The sequence below is a fragment of the Aminobacter sp. J44 genome (assembly GCF_007829415.1).
Taxonomy (GTDB): domain Bacteria; phylum Pseudomonadota; class Alphaproteobacteria; order Rhizobiales; family Rhizobiaceae; genus Aerobium.
Genome location: NZ_VLJG01000078.1, coordinates 27245 through 47220, shown reverse-complemented (window position 1 = coordinate 47220; position 19976 = coordinate 27245). Strand labels below are relative to the sequence as shown.

Annotated in this window: 17 protein-coding genes; 12 read left to right on the top strand and 5 right to left on the bottom strand. The window is 63.4% G+C overall.

The features are described from left to right. Window positions 1–54: 54 nt before the first annotated feature. Window positions 55–1071: a sulfate ABC transporter substrate-binding protein gene (locus tag L610_RS18935; RefSeq protein WP_024848003.1), complete on the bottom strand. Its 1017-nt coding sequence runs from the start codon at window positions 1069–1071 to the stop codon at window positions 55–57. A 398-nt stretch (window positions 1072–1469) separates the two neighbouring features. On the opposite strand from L610_RS18935, the gene L610_RS18930 reads away from it, so the two are divergent. From L610_RS18930 to L610_RS18915, 4 genes are read left to right on the top strand one after another with little or no spacing between them, the layout of a single operon-like run. Continuing rightward, window positions 1470–2471, top strand: coding sequence for a sulfate ABC transporter substrate-binding protein (locus L610_RS18930; RefSeq protein ID WP_144706939.1), 1002 nt, complete (start codon window positions 1470–1472; stop codon window positions 2469–2471). 51 nt (window positions 2472–2522) lie between these two features. Continuing rightward, entirely contained in the window at window positions 2523–3383 is an 861-nt protein-coding gene (cysT, locus tag L610_RS18925; protein WP_144706936.1) for a sulfate ABC transporter permease subunit CysT, read from the top strand. A gap of 2 nt (window positions 3384–3385) precedes the next feature. Further along, on the top strand, window positions 3386–4270 hold the full coding sequence (gene cysW / locus L610_RS18920; protein ID WP_024848006.1) for a sulfate ABC transporter permease subunit CysW: 885 nt from the start codon (window positions 3386–3388) through the stop codon (window positions 4268–4270). Continuing rightward, window positions 4267–5286: a sulfate/molybdate ABC transporter ATP-binding protein gene (locus L610_RS18915; protein ID WP_024848007.1), complete on the top strand. Its 1020-nt coding sequence runs from the start codon at window positions 4267–4269 to the stop codon at window positions 5284–5286. Before cysW ends, L610_RS18915 begins: the two co-directional genes overlap by 4 nt. Window positions 5287–5589: 303 nt before the next feature. Here the strand turns inward: L610_RS18915 and L610_RS18910 are convergent, their stop codons facing one another. Beyond that, entirely contained in the window at window positions 5590–6381 is a 792-nt protein-coding gene (locus L610_RS18910) for a hydroxypyruvate isomerase family protein (RefSeq protein ID WP_024848008.1), read from the bottom strand. A 103-nt stretch (window positions 6382–6484) separates the two neighbouring features. Here L610_RS18910 and L610_RS18905 point away from each other — a divergent pair, with 103 nt between their 5' ends. After that, entirely contained in the window at window positions 6485–8521 is a 2037-nt protein-coding gene (locus L610_RS18905) for an acetoacetate--CoA ligase (protein ID WP_024848009.1), read from the top strand. Window positions 8522–8564: 43 nt separating this feature from the next. On the opposite strand, the gene ggt is transcribed toward L610_RS18905, so the two are convergent. From ggt to L610_RS18890, 3 genes are all read right to left on the bottom strand, one after another. Next, window positions 8565–10295 (bottom strand): gamma-glutamyltransferase, encoded by a 1731-nt coding sequence (gene ggt / locus L610_RS18900; RefSeq protein ID WP_144706934.1) that lies wholly within the window; start codon window positions 10293–10295, stop codon window positions 8565–8567. 78 nt (window positions 10296–10373) lie between these two features. After that, window positions 10374–11252 carry an amidohydrolase family protein gene (locus tag L610_RS18895; protein ID WP_024848011.1) on the bottom strand — a complete coding sequence of 293 codons (879 nt, stop codon included), beginning with the start codon at window positions 11250–11252 and terminating at the stop codon, window positions 10374–10376. 62 nt (window positions 11253–11314) lie between these two features. Beyond that, on the bottom strand, window positions 11315–13027 hold the full coding sequence (locus L610_RS18890; RefSeq protein WP_144706932.1) for a thiamine pyrophosphate-requiring protein: 1713 nt from the start codon (window positions 13025–13027) through the stop codon (window positions 11315–11317). Between the two features lie 116 nt (window positions 13028–13143). Here L610_RS18890 and L610_RS18885 point away from each other — a divergent pair, with 116 nt between their 5' ends. From L610_RS18885 to L610_RS18855, 7 genes are all read left to right on the top strand, one after another. Further along, on the top strand, window positions 13144–13605 hold the full coding sequence (locus tag L610_RS18885) for a DUF3237 domain-containing protein (protein WP_034329814.1): 462 nt from the start codon (window positions 13144–13146) through the stop codon (window positions 13603–13605). A gap of 201 nt (window positions 13606–13806) precedes the next feature. Next, the gene (locus L610_RS18880) at window positions 13807–14727 is read left to right on the top strand and encodes a methylenetetrahydrofolate reductase (protein ID WP_024848014.1); all 921 of its coding nucleotides are present in this window, start codon (window positions 13807–13809) and stop codon (window positions 14725–14727) included. A 481-nt stretch (window positions 14728–15208) separates the two neighbouring features. Next, entirely contained in the window at window positions 15209–16186 is a 978-nt protein-coding gene (locus L610_RS18875) for a VOC family protein (protein ID WP_024848015.1), read from the top strand. A 3-nt stretch (window positions 16187–16189) separates the two neighbouring features. Beyond that, window positions 16190–16921 carry a PIG-L deacetylase family protein gene (locus tag L610_RS18870; RefSeq protein ID WP_024848016.1) on the top strand — a complete coding sequence of 244 codons (732 nt, stop codon included), beginning with the start codon at window positions 16190–16192 and terminating at the stop codon, window positions 16919–16921. Then, window positions 16921–17595 (top strand): 4-carboxy-4-hydroxy-2-oxoadipate aldolase/oxaloacetate decarboxylase, encoded by a 675-nt coding sequence (ligK, locus tag L610_RS18865; RefSeq protein WP_024848017.1) that lies wholly within the window; start codon window positions 16921–16923, stop codon window positions 17593–17595. The genes L610_RS18870 and ligK overlap by 1 nt, the downstream gene beginning before the upstream one ends. Continuing rightward, window positions 17588–18667, top strand: a complete 1080-nt coding sequence (locus tag L610_RS18860; RefSeq protein ID WP_198019541.1) for a 4-oxalomesaconate tautomerase — start codon at window positions 17588–17590, stop codon at window positions 18665–18667. Before ligK ends, L610_RS18860 begins: the two co-directional genes overlap by 8 nt. A 34-nt stretch (window positions 18668–18701) precedes the next feature. Further along, the gene (locus L610_RS18855; protein ID WP_144706930.1) at window positions 18702–19916 is read left to right on the top strand and encodes a LysR family transcriptional regulator; all 1215 of its coding nucleotides are present in this window, start codon (window positions 18702–18704) and stop codon (window positions 19914–19916) included. Window positions 19917–19976: the final 60 nt, after the last annotated feature.

Sequence of the window (19976 nt, the reverse complement as noted above, 5' to 3'; positions counted from 1 at the left end):
TAACGTCGCGCAAGGAGCCCGTCGCGGGCTCCTCACGCGTCACGCTGCTTCTGCTCAATTGCTCGAGTAGATCTGGTCGAAGATGCCGCCGTCACCGAAATGCTTGGACTGCGCTTCCTTCCAGCCGCCGAACTCATCGATGGTGATCAGCTTGAGGTCGGGGAAGCGAGCCACATCCTCCGGATCCGCATGTTCGGGATGCTGCGGACGGTAGTAGCTCGAGGCGATAATCTTCTGGCCTTCCGGGCTGTAGAGGTAGTCGAGGTAGGCCTTGGCGAGTTCGCGGGTGCCCTTTTCGTCGACGTTCTTGTCGACAATCGCTACCGGCGGTTCGGCCAGGATCGAGAATTTCGGCACGACGATTTCGACGCTACCCGGCTCAAGTTCCTCCAGCGCCAGGAAAGCCTCGTTTTCCCAGGCAAGAAGCACGTCGCCGGTGCCATTCTTCACGAAGGTGTTGGTCGAGCCGCGCGCTCCGCTGTCGAGAACCGGTACGTTGGCGTAGAGCTTGGCGACGAAGTCCTTGGCGGCGTTTTCGTCACCGCCGGAGCGGTCGAGCTCGTAGGCCCACGCCGCAAGATAGTTCCAGCGGGCGCCGCCCGAAGTCTTGGGGTTAGGCGTGATGACCTCGACGTCATCACGGATCAGGTCGTCCCAGTCCTTGATGTTCTTCGGATTGCTCGAGCGGACCAGGAAGACGATGGTGGAATAGTAGGGCGACGAGTTCTTCGGGAACTCGCTCTGCCAGCCCGGTTCGATCAGGCCGGCTTCCTCGGCTGCCAGGATGTCGCTGGCCAGCGCCAGGGTGACGACGTCGGCCGGCAGGCCGTCGATCACGGTGCGGACCTGCGAGCCCGAACCGCCGTGGGTGGCAGTGACCGTCACGTCCCGCCCAGTCGTTTCTTTCCAATGCTTGGTGAAGGCGTCGTTGTACTTGCGATAGAGCTCGCGGGTCGGATCGTAAGAAACGTTGGTCAGCGCGTCCTGTGCAAAGGCCAGTCCGAGGCCGCCAAACTGCACGGTTGCTGCAATTGCTGCTGCAACAACGAGGGAACTGCGTTTGAGGGTCATGTCATCCTCCTGTCGGAAACATGATTACTCTATGGGCGTGTCCCGCATTTCCTGCGCCGCAAAACCATTAAACTTGGCCGCGCGATTGATTTTTCCATTCGTTCTGGCGCCCGTGGCGAGAATGATTTTCTTCCCGAGCCGCGAGGCGGCCTGCCGGCACACCGACTCCGAACCCACAAACGGCGGAGACGGGGTGACGGTTCCAATAAAATAGCAAGCTGTTTCCCGCCGAGATAGATTTCCTGGATATTTGAGAATGATGTTCTCCCGAATTCGGAAAAGTGGTATGCATTTCTAGCAAGGTCAGCTAAATGGCATCAACGTGCCTCACTCAGGGGCATGTACGCGTATATCTTCTGCCCAATGACGGACATTGCCGTTTGCCTCAGGGAGCAGCCATGAAACGCCTACTTCTCGTTACTGCCGCACTTGCAGCGCTCGCCACCGCGCCGGCTCATGCACAGACCGCCAACAAGATCCTCAACTCGTCCTACGACATCGGTCGTGAACTCTTTGCGGCGGTGAACAAGGCATTCGTCCCGGCCTACAAGGCCCAGACCGGTCAGGACGTCACGGTCGACCAGTCGCATGGCGGATCGTCGGCGCAGGCGCGCGCCATCGTTGAAGGCCTCGAGGCGGATGTCGTCACCTTCAACCAGGTCACCGACATCGACTTCCTCGTGAAGAACGGCTTCGTGTCGGAGAACTGGCAGAGCGAGTTCCCGAACAACGCCTCGCCGTACTTCTCCTTCCCGTCCTTCCTCGTTCGCGAAGGCAACCCGAAGAACATCAAGGATTGGGACGATCTTGCTCGCGACGACGTGCAGGTGATCTTCCCGAATCCGAAGACCTCTGGCAATGCGCGCTACACCTATCTCGCGGCGACCGCCTATGCGCTGGAGAAGTTCAACGGCGACCAGGAGAAGGTTCGCGAGTTCGTCGGCAAGATCTTTGACAACGTTCCGGTGTTCGACACCGGTGGCCGCGCGGCGACGACCACCTTCGTCGAGCGCGAGACCGGCGACGTCATCATCACCTTCGAGGCAGAGACCCGCGGCATCGCCAAGGAGTTCGGCGAAGACAAGTTCGACCCGGTCGTTCCGTCGGTCAGCCTGCTCGCCGAGTTCCCCGTCGCGGTGGTGGGGAAGGTTGCCGAGAAGCATGGTACCGCCAAACTCGCGACTGACTACCTCAACTTCCTCTATTCTGAGGAAGGCCAGCGCATTCTCGCCCAGTACGGCAACCGCGTACATGACGAGAAGGTGAAAGGCGAGGTCGCCGACCAGTTCCCGGAGATTCGTCTGGTTACGGTGGAGGACGTCTTTGGCGGCTGGGCGAAGGTTGCGGAAGAACACTTTGCTTCCGGAGCGATCCTCGATCAGATCTACGGCGACCGTTAATCTTTCCGGTCCATGAATTTGCCAGCCGGCGGGTGAAAGCCCGCCGGTTGCATGTATAATGACCACGCATCCACCCATGGGGGCAGTTGTTTGAGACGCCGCGTATTGCCCGGATTCCCCCTGTCGCTCGGGATTACACTCTTTTACGTGACACTGATCATCGCGCTGCCGATCGGGGCGCTGATCTTTAAGGCCGCCAGTCTCGGGCCGGAGGAATATTGGCGCATCGTTTCGTCGCCGCGCGCGGTGGCCAGCTATCGCGTGACGATCCTGAGCGCGCTCGGCGCGACCCTGACCAACCTCGTCTTCGGGCTGGCCTTGGCTTGGGTGCTGGTGCGCTACGATTTCCCCGGCAAGCGCTTCGTCGATGCGATCGTCGACCTGCCTTTCGCATTGCCGACTTCCGTTGCTGGTATCGCTCTGACGGCGCTGTTTGCGCAGAACAGCTGGCTCGGTTCAGCGCTCGCCAGCATCGGCGTGACCGTCGTCTACACGCCGCTCGGCATCATGATCGCGATGTTCTTCACCAGCCTGCCCTTCGTGGTGCGCACGGTGCAGCCGGTTCTCGAGGATCTTGATCCCGCGCTGGAGGAAGCGGCGCAGTCGCTCGGCGGCTCGGACTGGAGCATTTTCCGGATGGTGATCCTGCCGCTGCTGACGCCGGCGCTGCTTGCCGGTCTGTCACTGTCCTTCGCGCGCAGCCTTGGCGAGTTCGGTGCCGTGATCTTCATCGCGGGCAACCGGCCCAACTCGACGGAGATTACCTCGCTTCTCGCGTTCATCCGGCTGGAAGAATACAACTACCAGGCGGCGGCCGCGATTGCATCCACCATGCTGTTTGCCGCGTTTGTCATGCTGGCCGTGACGAATTTCCTGCAGGCGCGCGCTCTGCGATACACGGCGAGGGACTGACGATGAAATCGCACCGGATCGCCGGACAGCCGCCGCGGGTGGGAGACAGCGCAGTCGTCAGGCGCCTGCTGATCGCCCTTGTGCTCATCTTCGGCACGCTGCTCGTGCTTGCGCCGCTGCTTGTCATCTTCGCGCAGGCATTTTCGCTCGGCCTCGAGCATTTCACGACCACAATCGCGAATCCCGACACGCGCCACGCCATCTACCTGACTGTGGTGACGGCGCTGCTTGCCGTGCCGATCAACACCATGTTCGGCATTGCCGCCGCATGGGCAATCACCAAGTTCGACTTCCCGGGCAAGCGCTTCCTGCTGATCGTCATCGAGATCCCGTTTTCGGTGTCGCCCATCGTGGCGGGCGTCGCCTACCTATTCGTCTATGGCCTGCAGGGACTGTTCGGCCCGGCGCTACAGGCAGCCGACATCAAGATCCTGTTTGCGCTGCCCGGCATCGTGCTCGCTTCGATGTTCGTGACGGCACCGTTCGTGGCGCGCGAGCTGATCCCGCTGATGCAGGCGCAGGGGCGCGAGCTCGAGGAGGCGGCAACTTCCCTCGGCGCATCCGGCTGGCGCACGTTCCTGACCGTGACGCTGCCAAATATCCGCTGGGCGCTGCTCTACGGCGTGGTGCTGTGCAATGCGCGCGTGATGGGCGAGTTCGGCGCGGTGTCGGTCGTGTCGGGCAAGATCCGCGGCCAGACCAACACGCTGCCGCTGCATGTAGAGCTGCTCTACCACGACTACAACACGGTCGGAGCCTTTGCCGCCGCGTCGATCCTGACGGTGCTGGCGCTGTTCACCATCATCGCCAAGGTTCTGCTTGAGAGGCAGGGCGCGGGACGCGCCGGCAGACCGACGCTCGCCGCCAACAAGGGTGGAACGCAATGAAGATCGTTCTCAAAGATGTCGTCAAGGAATTCGACACGTTCCGCGCGGTGCGCGGCGTGTCGCTGGAGATCGGCAGCGGCCAGCTGGTAGCGCTGCTTGGGCCGTCGGGTTCCGGTAAGACGACGATTCTGCGAACGGTGGCCGGCCTCGAATTTCCCGACCAGGGAGCGATCTACTTCGGCGACGAGGATGCGACCGACATTCCGGTGCGCGAGCGCGGCGTCGGCTTCGTGTTCCAGCACTATGCCCTGTTCCCGCACATGACCGTCGGCGAAAACATCGCCTTTGGCATGAAGGTGTCGAAGAAGGCGCGCTCAAAGCAGGAGATTCACGCCCGCGTGAACGATCTGCTACGGTTGGTGAAGCTCGAAGGCCTGAACAACCGCTTCCCGAGCCAGATTTCCGGCGGTCAGCGCCAGCGTGTTGCGCTTGCGCGTGCCCTCGCTGTCGATCCAAAAGTTCTGCTGCTAGATGAGCCGTTCGGCGCGCTCGACGCCAACGTGCGCCATGACCTGCGCCGCTGGTTGCGGGAAATCCACGACGAGCTCGGCATCACGACGCTGTTCGTGACCCACGACCAGGAAGAGGCGCTCGACCTTGCCGACCGTGTCGTGATCCTCGATCAGGGCACCATCGTGCAGGAGGGTACACCTGAGGAGGTCTGCCGCAAGCCCGCCTCGGCCTTCGTGATGAAATTCCTCGGAGACACCAACCGTATTACTGCGACCGCCAAGAGCGGGATGGTGGATATTCCGGGGGCGCGGCTATCCGCATCCGGGCTTGCCGACGGGCCGGTGGAGGTTCTGGCCCGCCCGGGCGATCTGAGTTGGTCGTTTGACGGGGAGGGAATTCCGGTCAGCGTCCTTCGGGTTATCGACCGTCCAGAGGGGCGGCGGTTCCTCGTTCGGACAGACGCGGGGGAGACGCTGGAGCTTGATGTGCCGATCGATATCCGGGCTTCGTCGGGCGATCGCGGCTTCGTTCAGGTGCTGCGCGGAAATGTCTATCCGCGCTAGCCGCGCGGATGGGACTGGAAGTCGCTGAAAGTTCTTTAGCCAAGCAGGCCGAACACGACGGCGACTGCAAAACCGACCGCTAGTGCAAAAGGCAGGTAGCTCAGGGCACTAGCAGGAGACGCGTGGCGAGGCAGACGTCTTGAGCTATCAGAATGGACCATTCAGGACCTCCGTTTCCAGCTCAGTCTACAAAACTTGTAGACTTTGTCGATTTCCTTTTTTCCACAACCCGCGCGAAAATTTTGCGCTGGAAAATGAATGCCTGCACCTTCCTGCCGGCACGCCCCACAACGGCGCAGCGGGCTATTGGTTCTCGAGATTCCTGGCTGATCGCAGCCAGTTGATCGAGTCGGCCGTGCGGCCGCTCGGCCGATACTCGGCGCCAACCCAGCCGGTGTAGCCTGAGACGTCGATCGCTTCGAAAATCCGCTCGTAGTTGATCTCGCCGGTACCGGGCTCATGTCGGCCGGGATTGTCGGCGAACTGCACGTGGGCGATGCGGGGTAGGGAGGAGCGGAAACCCTCGATCAGGTCCCCCTCGGTGATCTGGCGGTGGTAGAAGTCAAACTGCAGGGCAAGGTTTTCGCGATCCGCCCTGTCGATCAGGGCGAGGGCGTGTTCGGTACGGCTTACCAGGTAACGCGGGACGTCGCGCTGGTTGCAGGGTTCCATCATGACCGTCACGCCGAGCGGCGCGAAGGCGTCGGCCGCAAGCCTCAGGTTCCGGACGAACGCCTCCTCGGCCTCCGCTTGCGAGACGCCGACGGGAACCCGACCCGTCAGAACGTTGACGCGCTGGCAGCGGAGTGCCCGCACGTACGCCTTCGCGGTTTCCAGACCAGCCGCGAACCCTTCCTCCCGGCCAGGCACGCAGGCGAGGCCGTCGCCGCCGGTAATCAGATCCCCAGCCGGAATGTTGATCAGAACGATCTCGACGCCTGCGCTCTGCGCGCGCTCGGCAATCTCTTCCGCAGGATGATCATAGGGGAATTGGATGTCGACGCCCCTGAAGCCGAGATCGGCTGCCGCTTGGAAGCGGTCGAGGAAGGCATGCTCCTGCAGCATCATCGACAGATTGATCGAAAAGCGCGGCATACCATCCTCCAAAATTTTTAGCGCGACGGCCAGTGGACCCGGCGCCCCCATCCCTGTAATACAGGGCCACGACCCGCATTGTATACATTCGAAGGAGGAGCGGATGCTGAAGGAGGGGGATTTCCTGTGGGAAGGCAGCGATGCCTTCAAGCAGTCGACAGGGGTTGCTGATTTCCTGCGCTGGCTCCGCGAGAAGCGGGGCCTCGACTTCGCCAACTACGGCGAGTTGCAGACGTGGTCCGCCAAGGAGATCGAGGCATTCTGGGCAGCGATCTACGACTATTTCGAAGTGATGTCGGACACACCGTACGAGACGGTCCTCGCAAAGCGCGAGATGCCTGGTGCGCAGTGGTTCGTGGGAGCGCGCGTCAATTACGCCGAGCACATCCTGCGCCACGAGGCGGACGATCCGGAGAAGGTGGTTGTGCACCATCTTTCGGAAATCCGGCCGCTCGCTGGCATGAAGTGGCGCGAACTTGGCGACATGGTGCGCAAGATCGCAACGCGGTTGCGCGCGATGGGCGTGGTTCCGGGCGACCGCGTCGTCTCCTACATGCCGAACATCCCAGAGACCATGGCGGCGATGCTGGCAGTGACCGCGATCGGTGCGATCTGGTCGTCGGCCGCGCCGGAGTTCGGCGTCGGAACCGTCGCCGACCGCTTCTCGCAGATCGGTCCCAAGGTGCTGTTTGCCGCGGATGGCTACCGCTTCGCCGGCAAGGATTTCTGGCGCCGCGCCGAGGTCAGCGGCATCGTTGACGGGCTGCCGAGCCTCGAGCAAGTCGTCTGGCTCGACTATCTGACTGACGAGCCCGCACCTGCTTTTGAAGGCAAGTCGGTTACGCGCTTTGCAGAGCTTCTCGAAGGGCCGGCCATTTCGCGCGAGGAATTCCGCTATGAGCGCGTGGCGCACGACCACCCGCTGTGGATCCTGTTCTCGTCCGGCACCACGGGCCTGCCGAAGGCGATCGTGCAGAGCCACATCGGCATCATCCTCGAGCACTACAAGTCGGCCGTGTTCCACCTGAACCTCAAGGCCAGCTCGCGGATGTTCTTCTACTCCACCACCGGTTGGGTAATGTGGAACTCGCTGATGTGGGGTCCGCTGGTCGGTGGCAGCGCCGTGCTCTACGACGGCAGCCCGACCCATCCGGGGCCGGACCTGCTCTGGCAGCTCGCGGCCGACACAAAGACCACCTCGTTCGGCGCCAGCCCGACCTTCGTCGAGAACATGCGCAAGCACGGCATCGTGCCGAAGGAGCGCTTCGACCTGTCGGCGATCGAGAGCATCATGCTGTCTGGCTCGCCGGCAACACCCGAGAGCTTCAAGTGGCTGTACGATGCGGTGAAGGAGGACCTTTGGGTCACCTCCCAGTCGGGCGGCACCGAGTTCTGCTGCGGCCTCGTCGGCGCCACGCCGACGCAGCCGGTCTACGCCGGTGAGATCCAGGCGCGCTGCCTGGGGATCGACGTGCGCGTCTTCGACGACGCCGGCAACGAGCTGATCGACGAGGTCGGCGAGCTGGTCGTCTGCAGCCCGATGCCCAGCATGCCGCTGTTTTTCTGGAACGATCCGGACTTCAAGCGCTACAAGGAAGCCTATTTCGATACCTATCCGGGCATCTGGCGCCACGGCGACTTCATGAAGATCAACAGCCGCGGCGGCTGCTTCGTCTATGGCCGCTCGGACTCGACGCTTAACCGCTTTGGCGTGCGCATCGGCTCGGCCGAGATCTATCGCACGCTCGAAGGCATGGCCGAGATCGAGGACAGCCTGATCGTCTGCATCGAGGAGCCGGGCGGCGGCTTCTACATGCCGCTGTTCGTGCAGCTGAAGGAGGGCGTCGTCTTCGACGAGGCGCTGGACAAGGCAATCCGCCAGCGTCTGCGCGCGGAACGCAGCCCGCGCCACGTGCCCGACGAGGTGCATGCAGTGCCGATGACGCCCTACACGCTAACTGGCAAGAAGATGGAAGTGCCGGTGCGCAAGCTGCTGATGGGCTGGCCGGTTGAGAAGGCCTACAGCCCCGACGCGATGCGCGACCCGAAGGCGATGGACTGGTTCGTCGACTTCGCGCGCCGCAGGCTCGCCGCAAAGGGCGAGACCATGTACGGCGCACTCGCGAAGGCCTCGAACTAGTCACGAGATGGCGCCGCGGCGAATGTCGCGGCGCTTCATATCCTCAGTCTCCCATCACCACGCCTTCGCGGCGCTTGTCGGCGGCGCCGATCAGCCCGTCATCGCTGATTTGGATGACGTGCAGCCCGGAATTGAGGTTGATGATCGCCACCTCGTGGCCCAAGGCGGTGAGCCCTGCTGCCAGTTCCTCGGCGCCATCGCCTTCCTCGACGCTGGTGCGGCCGTTGAGGTTGGTGACGTGGCGAAGGTCGATCGCCTCCTGTGGGTCCACGCCCCAGTCGAGGATCGCAACCAGCGACAGCGCGGTGTAGTTGATGATCGCCGCGCCGCCGGGGCTCCCCGTTAGCAGCACCGGCTTACCATCGCGCAGCACGATCGTCGGCGACATGGAAGAACGCGGGCGCTTGCCCGGCTCGACGCGGTTGGCGACTGGCGCGCCATCGGCTTCTGGAACGAAGGCGAAGTCTGTCAGCTCGTTGTTCAATAGGAAGCCGCGCGCCATGACGCGATTGCCGAAGCCGCTCTCGATCGTCGTGGTCGCCGAAAGCATATTGCCGTCCTTGTCGACGATGACGAAGTGCGAGGTGCCCTTGCGCGGGCGCTCGCTGTCAGGCGTCAGCTTGTCATCGCCGAGGCCGGGCGGAGTGCCAGCCTGGGCGACACCCCTCGATTTCGACAGATCGATTAGCTTCGCCCGCTCGGCGAGATAGTCCTGATCAAGCAGGCCTTCCGGAACGTCGACGAAATCTCCGTCCGCCATGTAGAGGCCGCGGTCCGCGAAGGCGAGGCGGGAGGCCTCAGCGAAGAGATGGCGGAACTCGATGCCGTCCTCCAATAAAGCGATGTCAAAGTGCGAAAGGATGCCGAGCATCTGGCCGACGGTGAGGGCACCTGAGCTCGGCGGGCCCATGCCGCAGACTTCGTATTCGCGATAGGGCGCACAGACGGGCTCGCGCTTTACCACCTTGTAGCTGGCAAAATCTTCCTCCGACAGGATGCTCGGATTGATGTTCGTCCTCAGCGCCGCAAGGACGTCGCGAGCAATTTCGCCGGTGTAGAAGGGCGGTGCGCCTTCCCGGGCAAAGATTTCCAGGGTCTCGGCATAGGCCGGGTTCTTCAGCGTGTCGCCCTCGGCGATAGGCCTGCCGCCGGGAAGAAAATACTCGGAAGTGGTAACGAAGGTGTCGAGGCCTTTGGCCTCTGCTACTGCCGCAGCGAGGCGCTGGCTCACGGTGAAACCGTTCCGGGCGGTTTCAATTGCGGGCTGTATGAGCGCTGCCCAATCCATGCTGCCGTGTTCGCGGTGGAAGGTTTCGAGCAGCATCGGCGTGCCGGGCACGCCGGCCGAGCGGCCACCCACCACCGCAGCCTGGAACTCCATCGGCGTCCCGTCAGGGTTCATCCAGTATTTGTCGTCGGCGGCCTTCGGCGCCGTTTCGCGGGCATCGTAGGTGATGATCTCGTTCGTCCCGGCGTCGCGGTAGACGAAGAAGGCGCCGCCGCCGAGGCCTGAGCTCTGCGGTTCGACGAGCCCCAGCATGGTCTGAACCGCAACTGCCGCATCAGCGGCCGTACCGCCGGCGGCAAGGACCTCATAGCCCGCCTGCGTTGCCAGCGGATGGGCCGTCGCGATCATGAAGTCGCTGGCTTTGACCGATGTGCGCTCGGCGACCGCCGTCGTGTTTTCAGGCTGCGGCCGGTCCTGTGCGACGGCAACTGAGACACCGAAGGCGAAGCCCAGCGCGACGCAGATCCGAATTGTGAGGCAGTTCATGGCGCATCCTCCTGCCGCCCGCATTGCCGGAAAGCAGGAGGAGTATGGCGCGGATGGCTGGCTTGTGCCAGCCGCCGGTTACTTCAGCTTCAAGAGCTTCGCGGCGTTCTCCTTGAGAACGAGCGGGCGGACGTCCTCGCGGATGTCGAGCTTCTCGAAGTCGGACAGCCAGCGGTCCGGCGTGATCGCCGGCCAGTCAGAACCGAACAGCATCTTATGCTTGAGGATGGTGTTGGTGTACTGAACGAGGATCGGCGGAAAATACTTCGGCGACCAGCCGGAGAGGTCGATATAGACGTTCGGCTTGTGGGTTGCGACCGACAGCGCCTCTTCCTGCCACGGGAACGAAGGGTGGGCGAGGATGATCGGCATGTCCGGGAAATCGACCGCGACGTCGTCGAGATACATCGGGTTCGAGAACTTCAGGCGCATGCCCATGCCGCCGCGCATGCCGTTGCCGACGCCGGTCTGGCCGGTGTGGAACAGGGCGATGCAGTTCTCCTCGGCGATCGCCTCGTAGAGCGTATAGGCCGAACGGTCGTTCGGATAAAAGCCCTGCATCGTCGGGTGGAACTTGAAGCCCTTGATGCCGAAGTCGCGGATCAGACGGCGTGCCTCACGCGCGCCGACCTTGCCCTTGGCCGGGTCGATCGAAGCGAACGGGATCAGGATGTCGCTGTTCTCTGCGGCGAGTTCGGCGATCTCCTCATTGTTGTAGCGGCGGAAGCCCGTCTCGCGCTCGGCGTCGACGGCGAAGATTACCGCACCGATCTTGCGCTCACGGTAATAGGCGGCCGTCTCCGGGATCGTCGGCAGCATGCCCTTGGTGCCGGCCGGATTGCGGAAGTACTTCGCCATCGCAGCCTGGAATTCGTCATAGCCGTCGTCGCGCGGGCCGCAGCAGGGCTCCTCGGCATGGGTGTGGAAGTCAATGGCGACGAGGTCGTCCAGGTTCATGTCGGGCTCCTCCCGGGGTTATGCATGGGGTCTCGTTGTATACAGCCGTCGAGGCGTGTCAACTAACCGATGGCGATTTCGACGAGCGCCATGGTGCGCTTCTCTTCGATATGGCGGATTGCCTGCCGGAGCGTCTCGGTGAGCTTGTCCGGCTGGTCGACACGTACGGCCCAGGCGCGGCTCGCTTCTGCCACCTTCGTGAAGTTGGGGCTCGGCTGCAGCGAGGTCAGCGGCATCTGGTTGGCCTTGGCGGCGTAGCCATTCGGGTAGAGGCCGAGCACCGAATAGCGTACCGCAGCCCACTCGCTGTTGTTGAGGACGACCACGAGCACCGGCAGCTCCATTGCTTCGGCAATCTGATGGCAGGCAACCGGGTTTGCGAACATGTACGAGCCGTCGCCCATCGTCGCGACGATCAGCTTCGAGCGGTCGGCAAGCTGCATGCCGAGCGCGGTGGGGAACGACCAGCCAAGCCCGCCGGCATGCGGCTCCTGATGCCAGGAATTGTGGCGGTTGAGCACCAGTGGATCGAGGGGTGCACCGAGCTCGGAAAGCACCGTCGCATCCTTGCCGGCGATCGCATCCGACAGGCACTTGGATACATAGGCCTTGGTCATCGGATAGCTCGGCGCGGCCGCCTTGGCGATCTTCGCGCGAATGTCCCTGACGCGATTGGCGATCAAATCCTTGCGCCGCATGCGCGCGTTCACATGGCGGCTCAGATAAGGACGCATCGCCTCCTCGAGCTGGATCAGCCCGTCAGCCGTCGCGCAGCCGATCGAGACATCCGAGCGGAAGGTGCGCACGGGCGTGCGTGTGAACAGCGGGTCGGGACCGAGGTGGATGACCTTCGCATCCTGCGGCGGATGGTGGATGTCCGGCGACCAGGGCGCCAGGCTGTCGATAACCAGGATGACGTCGGCTTCCTCGATCCACGGGAGCGGATCGGAGCCGVCACTGCAAGGATGTTCGCTCGCGATCGCAGTCGCCACCGCCCACCACTGGCAGACCGGGATCGCCCATTCCTCTGCCAGTCTGGCGAGCGCGGCGAAGCCCGCATCGCTGCCTGCGCCGCGCTGGGCGATGATGAGCGGCGAGCGCGCACCGGCGAGCAGCCTGGCTGCCGCGGCAATGTCGGCGGGCGAGGGGGCGACCTCCGTCGGCTGCACCGTCGGAGGTTCTTCCAGTCCTTCGGCCGGCGTCGATTCACACAGCACTTCTCGTGGGAGGCTGAGATAGACCGGCCCCTTAGGCAGGGAGTTGGCGATGGCGTGGGCGCGATCAAGCAGCGATGCAACCTGCTCCGGGAACTTCAGTTCGTAGTCCCACTTGCACGCCTCGCGCACCAGCGCCGTCTGGTCACGCATCTCCTGACCCCAGCCGATTGGTACTGTACGCGCGCCAAAGCGGCCGCCTTCCATGACCGGCGTGCGCCCCGACATCATCAGCACCGGCACCTGGTCGACTGCAGCGTTGAGCGCGCCGATCGAACCGTTGGCGAGGCCGACATTGGTGTGCAGGATGACCGCCTGTGCCTTGCCGGTGGCAAAATAGTAGCCGTGCGCCATGCCCATCGCCGCATGCTCGTGCGGGATCACGATGGCTTCGGGAAGGTCGAGGTCCTTGGCCGCAGCCTCGGCGAGGCCTTCGATAATTGGCGGGAAGTCCGTGCCGGAATTGCAGAAGACGTAGTCGACGCCGAGCGCCTTCAGTCGGGTGAAAAGCGCCGCTCCCGCTGTCATTTGCGACAGCCCCTTTGCGCGATCCTGAAGCATGGTACCTCCTCTACCTGGCCTCGCCGGTATCAAACAGGTTTGGCCCCAGCGCGCAAGACTTGCATACAATTCGCTGGGCAACTAGCGTTCGCGAGAATTTTTGGAGGAGGAACGACATGCTGGAACAACCGCGCCTCGTGCATTTCTGCGACATCGTCGCTCAGCTCGCCGCGCCGATGGAGCTTGGCGACGGGCGAGGGGGCAGGCGGCGGATCATTCCGATCATCGGCGGCACCGTTACGGGTGAGCGAATCCGCGGCAGGATTCTCAATCTCGGTGCTGACTGGCAGACCGTCTTTGCCGACGGCAGCGCGGAGCTCGATACGCGATATTCCATGGAAACCGAGGACGGGGCGCTGATCGACATCCGCAATTTCGGCTACCGGCACGGCCCGGCTGACGTCCTGGCAGCGGTGGGGCGGGGCGAGAATGTCGATCCGAGCCTGTATTACATGCGCACGCACCCGCGCTTCGAAACCGGCGATGACCGCTATCGCTGGATCAACACCTGCATCTTCGTCGGCACCGGTGCGCGCGAGGCGTCGAGCGTCCGCATTTCCGTCTTCGAAGTGCTCTAGGAATGACAATCCAGGCGATGCGGGTTCTGCAGCAACGACACGCAATGTCGTCTTTCAAGCGGGTCCCGTGCCGCAAAAGCTGGCAAATCGAGTGCAAGCAGGTATCGCCTCCCGTACATCGGACACGACGTCGAAATGCGGTTGCGGCCGGATTGATACCTATTGTATACAGGTCGCATTCAACAGACTGCGGAGGAAGCTGTGTCGTTGCTCAATATGTTCAAGCGGTCGGAAGGTGGCGACACCGCCCCCAGCGCCGAGGTTGCAGGTTTCCTGTCGGGCTACTCGATCGAGGTGATGCCGCGCACCGCGGCCAAGATCGAGGACTTCCGTGCGATCCTCCCGGCCGGTACGCGCGTCTATATCGCTCATATTGACGGCACCCCGATTGAGGAAATGGTCGAGACGGCGAAGCGCATCACCGAGGAAGGCTTCCCGGTCATGCCGCACTTCCCCGCTCGCATCATCAAGGACCGCGACACGCTCGAGGACTGGATCAAGCGTTATGTTGATGCCGCCGGCATCAACCAGGCGCTGCTCCTTGGCGGCGGCGTCACGACCCCGCATGGCGACTACGACAATTCCATGCAGCTGATGGAGACCGGTCTGTTCGACAAGTACGGCTTCAAGCGCCTGCATGTCGCCGGCCACCCGGAGGGTAACAAGGACATCGACCCGAACGGCGGTTCAGCCAATGTCGATGCTGCCGTGAAGTGGAAGCAGGAGTTCTCCAAGCGCACTGACGCGGAAATGGCGATCGCGACCCAGTTCGCGTTTGAGGCGGAACCGGTAATCGAGTGGGCCGAGCGCCTGCAGGCGATGGGCGTGACGCTGCCGATCCACATCGGCATTGCCGGCCCGACCAAGCTGCAGACGCTGATTAAGTTCGCCGTGTCGTGCGGTGTTGGCCCGTCGCTGCGCGTCCTGCAGCGCCGTGCGATGGACCTCACCAAGCTGATGGTTCCGTTCGAGCCGACCGAGATTCTCAGCGATCTCGCTGCGTACAAGGCGAAGAACCCGAACAGCCTGATCTCGCAGGTCCACGTCTTCCCGCTGGGCGGCATCAAGACCAGCGCCGAGTGGTGCAATCAGCAGACCGGGGCGGCTGTCGCCGCTGCCTGATTGGCTCAACGGCGTCCGGACATGCTCCGGACCGCGGAATGAATATGGTAAGGCCGTTCTCCGAAGCCGGAGGGCGGCCTTTCGTTTTTGCAGCGGTACGCAATGGGATTTATGGCCTGCAGCTGGTGTTCGGCTGTGGGTTGTCTCCTGAATGCTGCCACCGGACTATCGTTCGGGGGTACTTGCTCCGAGTAGGGCGGAAACGCTTCCGATCCGACGCAACCCTTTGTTTCACAATGAGAATGACCGTCTCACCGGCGCAGAGTGTCGGCCATGAGCGCGGACATAAAAGACCTACCGTTATCCTCCGATCGCGGGGACGATAACGTAATCGCAGCTTCACCCACAGGCGCCTTGAGTCCTCGGTTAGGTATGGTCTGTAGCCAAAACTTATGTGGAGGGTTCGCCTTTCGATTGGCTCTCGCGGCGTGGAGGGGCTAGGTCAGGAACAAACAATCAAGTTCGTGGAGGAGAATGCCGTATGAGCGGTTCCGAGCCCTGCTATGACATCGCGCATCTGGCGCATGTCGAAGTCCTGACTGACAAGTTCGAAGAGAGCCTGGACTTCTTTACCCGCGTCTATGGCCTGAAGCTGTCGGGGCAGGACGAGAACAGCGCATACCTGCGCGCCTGGGACGACTACGAGTTCCACTCGATGAAGTTGACCCGGTCGCATACGACCGGCATCGGGCATGTATCCTACCGTTGCTCTTCGCAGGCTGCGCTTGAGCGCCGCGTCAAGGCGATCGAGGCTTCCAAGTACAAGGTCATCGGCTGGATCGACGGCGACATCGGCCACGGCGGCAACAAGGCGTTCCGATTCGAGGATCCGTTCGGCCACGTCTTCGAGATCTACTACGATACCCGTCGCTACGTGCCGGACGAGGCCGACAAGCCGGCGCTGAAGAACAACGCAAGCCGCTTCCATGCTCAGGGCGTCTCGCCGCGCCGTATCGATCACGTCAACCTGCTCGGTGAGGACGTGAAGGAATTCCGCGCGTTCATGGAAACCTGCCTGGGCTCGCGTGTGACCGAGTACATCCAGCTCGACAACGGCCGTCTGGGTGGCGTCTGGTTCTCCTGCAACAACAAGACCTACGACACCGTCTGCTCGGAAGAGCGCGGTGGTGGCGATGGCCGCCTGCATCACGTCACCTACGCGACCGACCAGCGCGAGGACATCCTGCGCGCGGCTGACATCTTCCTCGAGAACGGCGTCCACATCGAAACCGGCCCGCACAAGCATGCGATCCAGGGTTCGTTCTTCCTCTACGTCTGGGAGCCCGCCGGCAACCGCATCGAGCTCGCCAATGCAGGCGCGCGCCTGATCCTCGCTCCCGACTGGGAGCCGGTCGCCTGGACCGAGGCTGAGCGCAAGAAGGGCCAAGCCTGGGGCCTCAAGACCATCGAAACTTTCCACACGCACGGCACCCCGCCGGTCAAGAAGAAGGAGGCTTAAGCCTTGTCGAAGAAAACCGCCCTCATCATTTCCGCACATTCCGCCGACTTCGTGTGGCGCTGCGGCGGCGCGATCGCGTTGCATGCGGCCAAGGGCTACGACGTTACCGTGGTCTGCCTCTCCTTCGGCGAGCGCGGCGAGAGCGCCAAGCTCTGGAAGCAGCCGGGCATGACCCTCGATAAGGTCAAGTCGGAGCGTCGCCGGGAAGCCGAGAATGCCGCCAAGGCGCTGGACGTCCATGACATCCAGTTCTTCGACCTCGGCGACTACCCGCTCGAGATGACCCGCGAGGCCAAGGATCGCCTGGTCGACGTCATGCGCGCGGTGCAGCCGTCCTTCATGATGACCCACTCCAAGTACGATCCGTACAACACGGACCACATGTACGTGTCGCAGTGGACGCTCGAGTGCCGCGCTATCGCGCAGGCCTGGGGCCACAATCCGGGCCAGAAGATCCTCGGCGCGCCGCAGGTCTATCTCTTCGAGCCGCACCAGACCGAGCAGATGGAGTGGAAGCCGGACGTCTTCCTCGACATCACCGACGTCTGGGACAAGAAGTGGGCCGCCATCCAGTGCATGGAAGGTCAGGAACACCTTTGGCACTACTACAAGAATGTCGCGGAGAACCGCGCCAACCACTTCACCCGCAACTCCGGCGGCCAGGCCGGCGGGCGCCCGGCAAAGTATGCCGAGGGCTTCCAGTCGATCTACCCGCGCACCGTGGATGAACTCTGATGTCTGGCGTCGTCGTTCAGAACATCGAGCGCGCAGACCAGTCGGTCATTGACCGGCTGGCGGCGTGCGGCGTCGCAACCGTGCACGAGGCGCAGGGCCGCAAGGGCCTGCTCGCCAGCTACATGCGCCCGATCTATCGCGGCGCGCGGCTGGCTGCCTCGGCTGTCACCATCTCGGCGCCTCCCGGCGACAACTGGATGGTGCACGTCGCCATCGAGCAGCTGAAGACCGGCGACATCCTCGTGCTCGCGCCGACCAGCTCTTGCGAGGACGGCTATTTCGGCGACCTGCTTGCGACCTCCGCCCAGGCGCGTGGCTGCAAGGGCCTCATCATCGACGCTGGCGTGCGTGACGTTGCCGACCTAACCGAGATGAAGTTCCCGGTCTGGTCGAAGGCGATCTTCGCGCAGGGTACCGTTAAGGAGACGCTTGGCTCGGTCAACGTGCCCGTCGTATGCGCCGGCGCCTACATCCGTCCCGGCGATGTGATCGTCGCCGATGACGATGGCGTCTGCGTTGTCGCGCGCGAGGAAGCCGAAGCCGTGGCCGCCAAGGCCGAGGCACGCGTCGCCAACGAGGAAGAGAAGCGCAAGCGTCTTGCCGCCGGCGAGCTCGGGCTCGACATCTACAAGATGCGCGAACGTCTGGCTGAGAAGGGCCTGAAGTATGTCTGAGACACCTTCACGCGATGAGGACCAGGGCATCCGCTGCATGTGGATGCGTGGCGGAACGTCCAAGGGCGGCTACTTCCTGGCGGAAGACCTGCCGCAGGACACGGCTGCGCGCGACGCCTTTCTTCTTCGCGTGATGGGCTCGCCGGACGCGCGCCAGATCGACGGGATGGGCGGGGCTGACCCGCTCACCTCGAAGGTCGCGGTCGTGCGCAGGTCCGAGCGCGAGGACGTCGATGTCGACTACCTGTTCCTGCAGGTGTTCGTCGATCGCCCGATCGTCACCGACGCGCAGAACTGCGGCAACATTCTTGCCGGTGTCGGCCCGTTCGCCATTGAGCGCGGGCTGGTCGAGGCGAAGGATGGCACGACCAACGTGCGCATCTTCATGGAGAACACCGGCCAGATCGCTGTGGCGTCCGTGCCGACGCCGGGCGGCCGCGTCACCTATCGCGGTGAGGCTCGCATCGACGGCGTGCCGGGAACGGCCGCAGCGGTGCCGATCGAGTTCAAGGACACCGCAGGATCGTCATGCGGAGTGCTGCTGCCCACTGGCAACGCGGTCGATGTCATCGACGGCATCGAGGTGACGATGATCGACAACGGCATGCCCTGCGTCGTCATGCGTGCCTCCGACCTCGGCGTTACCGGCTACGAGACGCCGGCTGAGCTGGAAGCCAACGCGGAGCTCAGGGCCAAGCTCGAGGCGATCCGCCTCAAGGCCGGTCCGATGATGAACCTTGGCGATGTTGCCGAGAAGTCGGTGCCGAAGATGACCTTGGTTGCTCCGGCCCGCGAAGGCGGCGCGATCTCGACGCGCACCTTCATTCCGCACCGCTGCCACGATGCGATTGGCGTGCTGGGTGCTGTCTCCGTCGCCAGTGCGTGCTTGCTGCCGGGCACCCCGGCGGCGTCGCTGGCGAATGTCGGTTCGGGTCGCACCCGTACGTTGGCCATCGAGCATCCGACCGGCGAAATGAGCGTCGTTGCGACGCTCGACGAGGCTGGCGAAGTGCAATCGGCAGCCATCCTGCGCACGGCGAGAAAGCTCTTTGACGGCGTTGTTTACGGCTGATCGCCAAGATCGTGACGTTGCGGTAGATAGGGGTATGCTCGCATATCCCAATCTCCGCCACATCCGACTTTTTGCCTTCGCCGTTGAGACCGGTTCGCTGTCCAAGGCCGCCGAGGCGGTGCGCGTTTCGCAGCCCGCCGCCTCGCAGGCGATCTCGCGGCTGGAGGAGCATTTCGGCGGCCACCTGTTCGAGCGTCGCGGCAGCGGTGTCTTCCTGACTGAGCGCGGCAAGGTCGTCGCTGTGCGCGCTAGCCGCATCATCGAACTTCTGCGCTCGGCCAATGCCAGGCTCGCAAAGCAGTCCCGCATCGGCCGCGGGCTGGCGCAGGACCTGCTTGAGACCCACGCAACAATTGCCCATTTGCGCGCGCTTGCAGGTTTTGCGCGCGCGGGCAGCTTTTCAGCTGCTGCCCGCGTGCTCGGCCAGGCCGAGCCGTCGGTACAGCGCGCCGCGCGCGAACTCGAGCGCATCGGCGGCGTGCCCCTGTTTGACGGGCGTCAGCAATCCGTGCGTCTCACCTCCGCCGGGCAGATGATCGCCTCCAGTGCCCGCCTCGTCCTGCGCGAGCTTGAAAGCGCGCTCGAAGAAGTCCGCGAGCTCGACGGCAGCTTCGACGGCCGTGTCGTCGTCGGTACCCTGCCGCTAGTGCGCACTTCGATCATTCCGGAGGCGGTGGCACATTGCAGCGCGTCGCGACCGGGCGCGTCGATCGAGATCCTCGACGGTTCCTACGAGGCGCTGCTGCACAGCCTGACAATCGGTGACATCGATATGCTGGTGGGCGCGTTGCGCGACGACAAGTCGAAGCGCGGCATCACGCAGGAGGCGTTATTCGTCGACGGGCTGTCGATCGTTGCGCGTGCCGACCATCCGCTGACTAAGCTGGAGAAGGTTACCTACGAGGACCTTGCCGGTTATCCATGGGCGCTGCCTCGTCGCAACACGCCGACCCGCGCCATCTTTGATGCCATCGCTGCGGAGCACGGGTTCGAGCCGCAGCCGGGGCAGGGGATTGTCGAGACCGGTTCGCTTGTGGCGCTGCGCGGCATTCTAGTGCGCTCAGATCGGCTCACCATCCTGTCGCGCCATCAGATCAAGTACGAGGAGGAGGCGGGGCTCTTGAGCGTTCTGCCCATCGACCTTCCCGACACCGAGCGCCCCATCGGCATTGCCACCCGCACCGGCTGGAAGCCTACGGCGCTGCAGGCGGAATTCATCGCCGCGCTGCGGGCGGCTGCCGTTGCGTGACGATCGGCCGCGCCGGCCGCGCCATCAGGTAGACAAAGGCTCTGGATTGACTGATTGTGT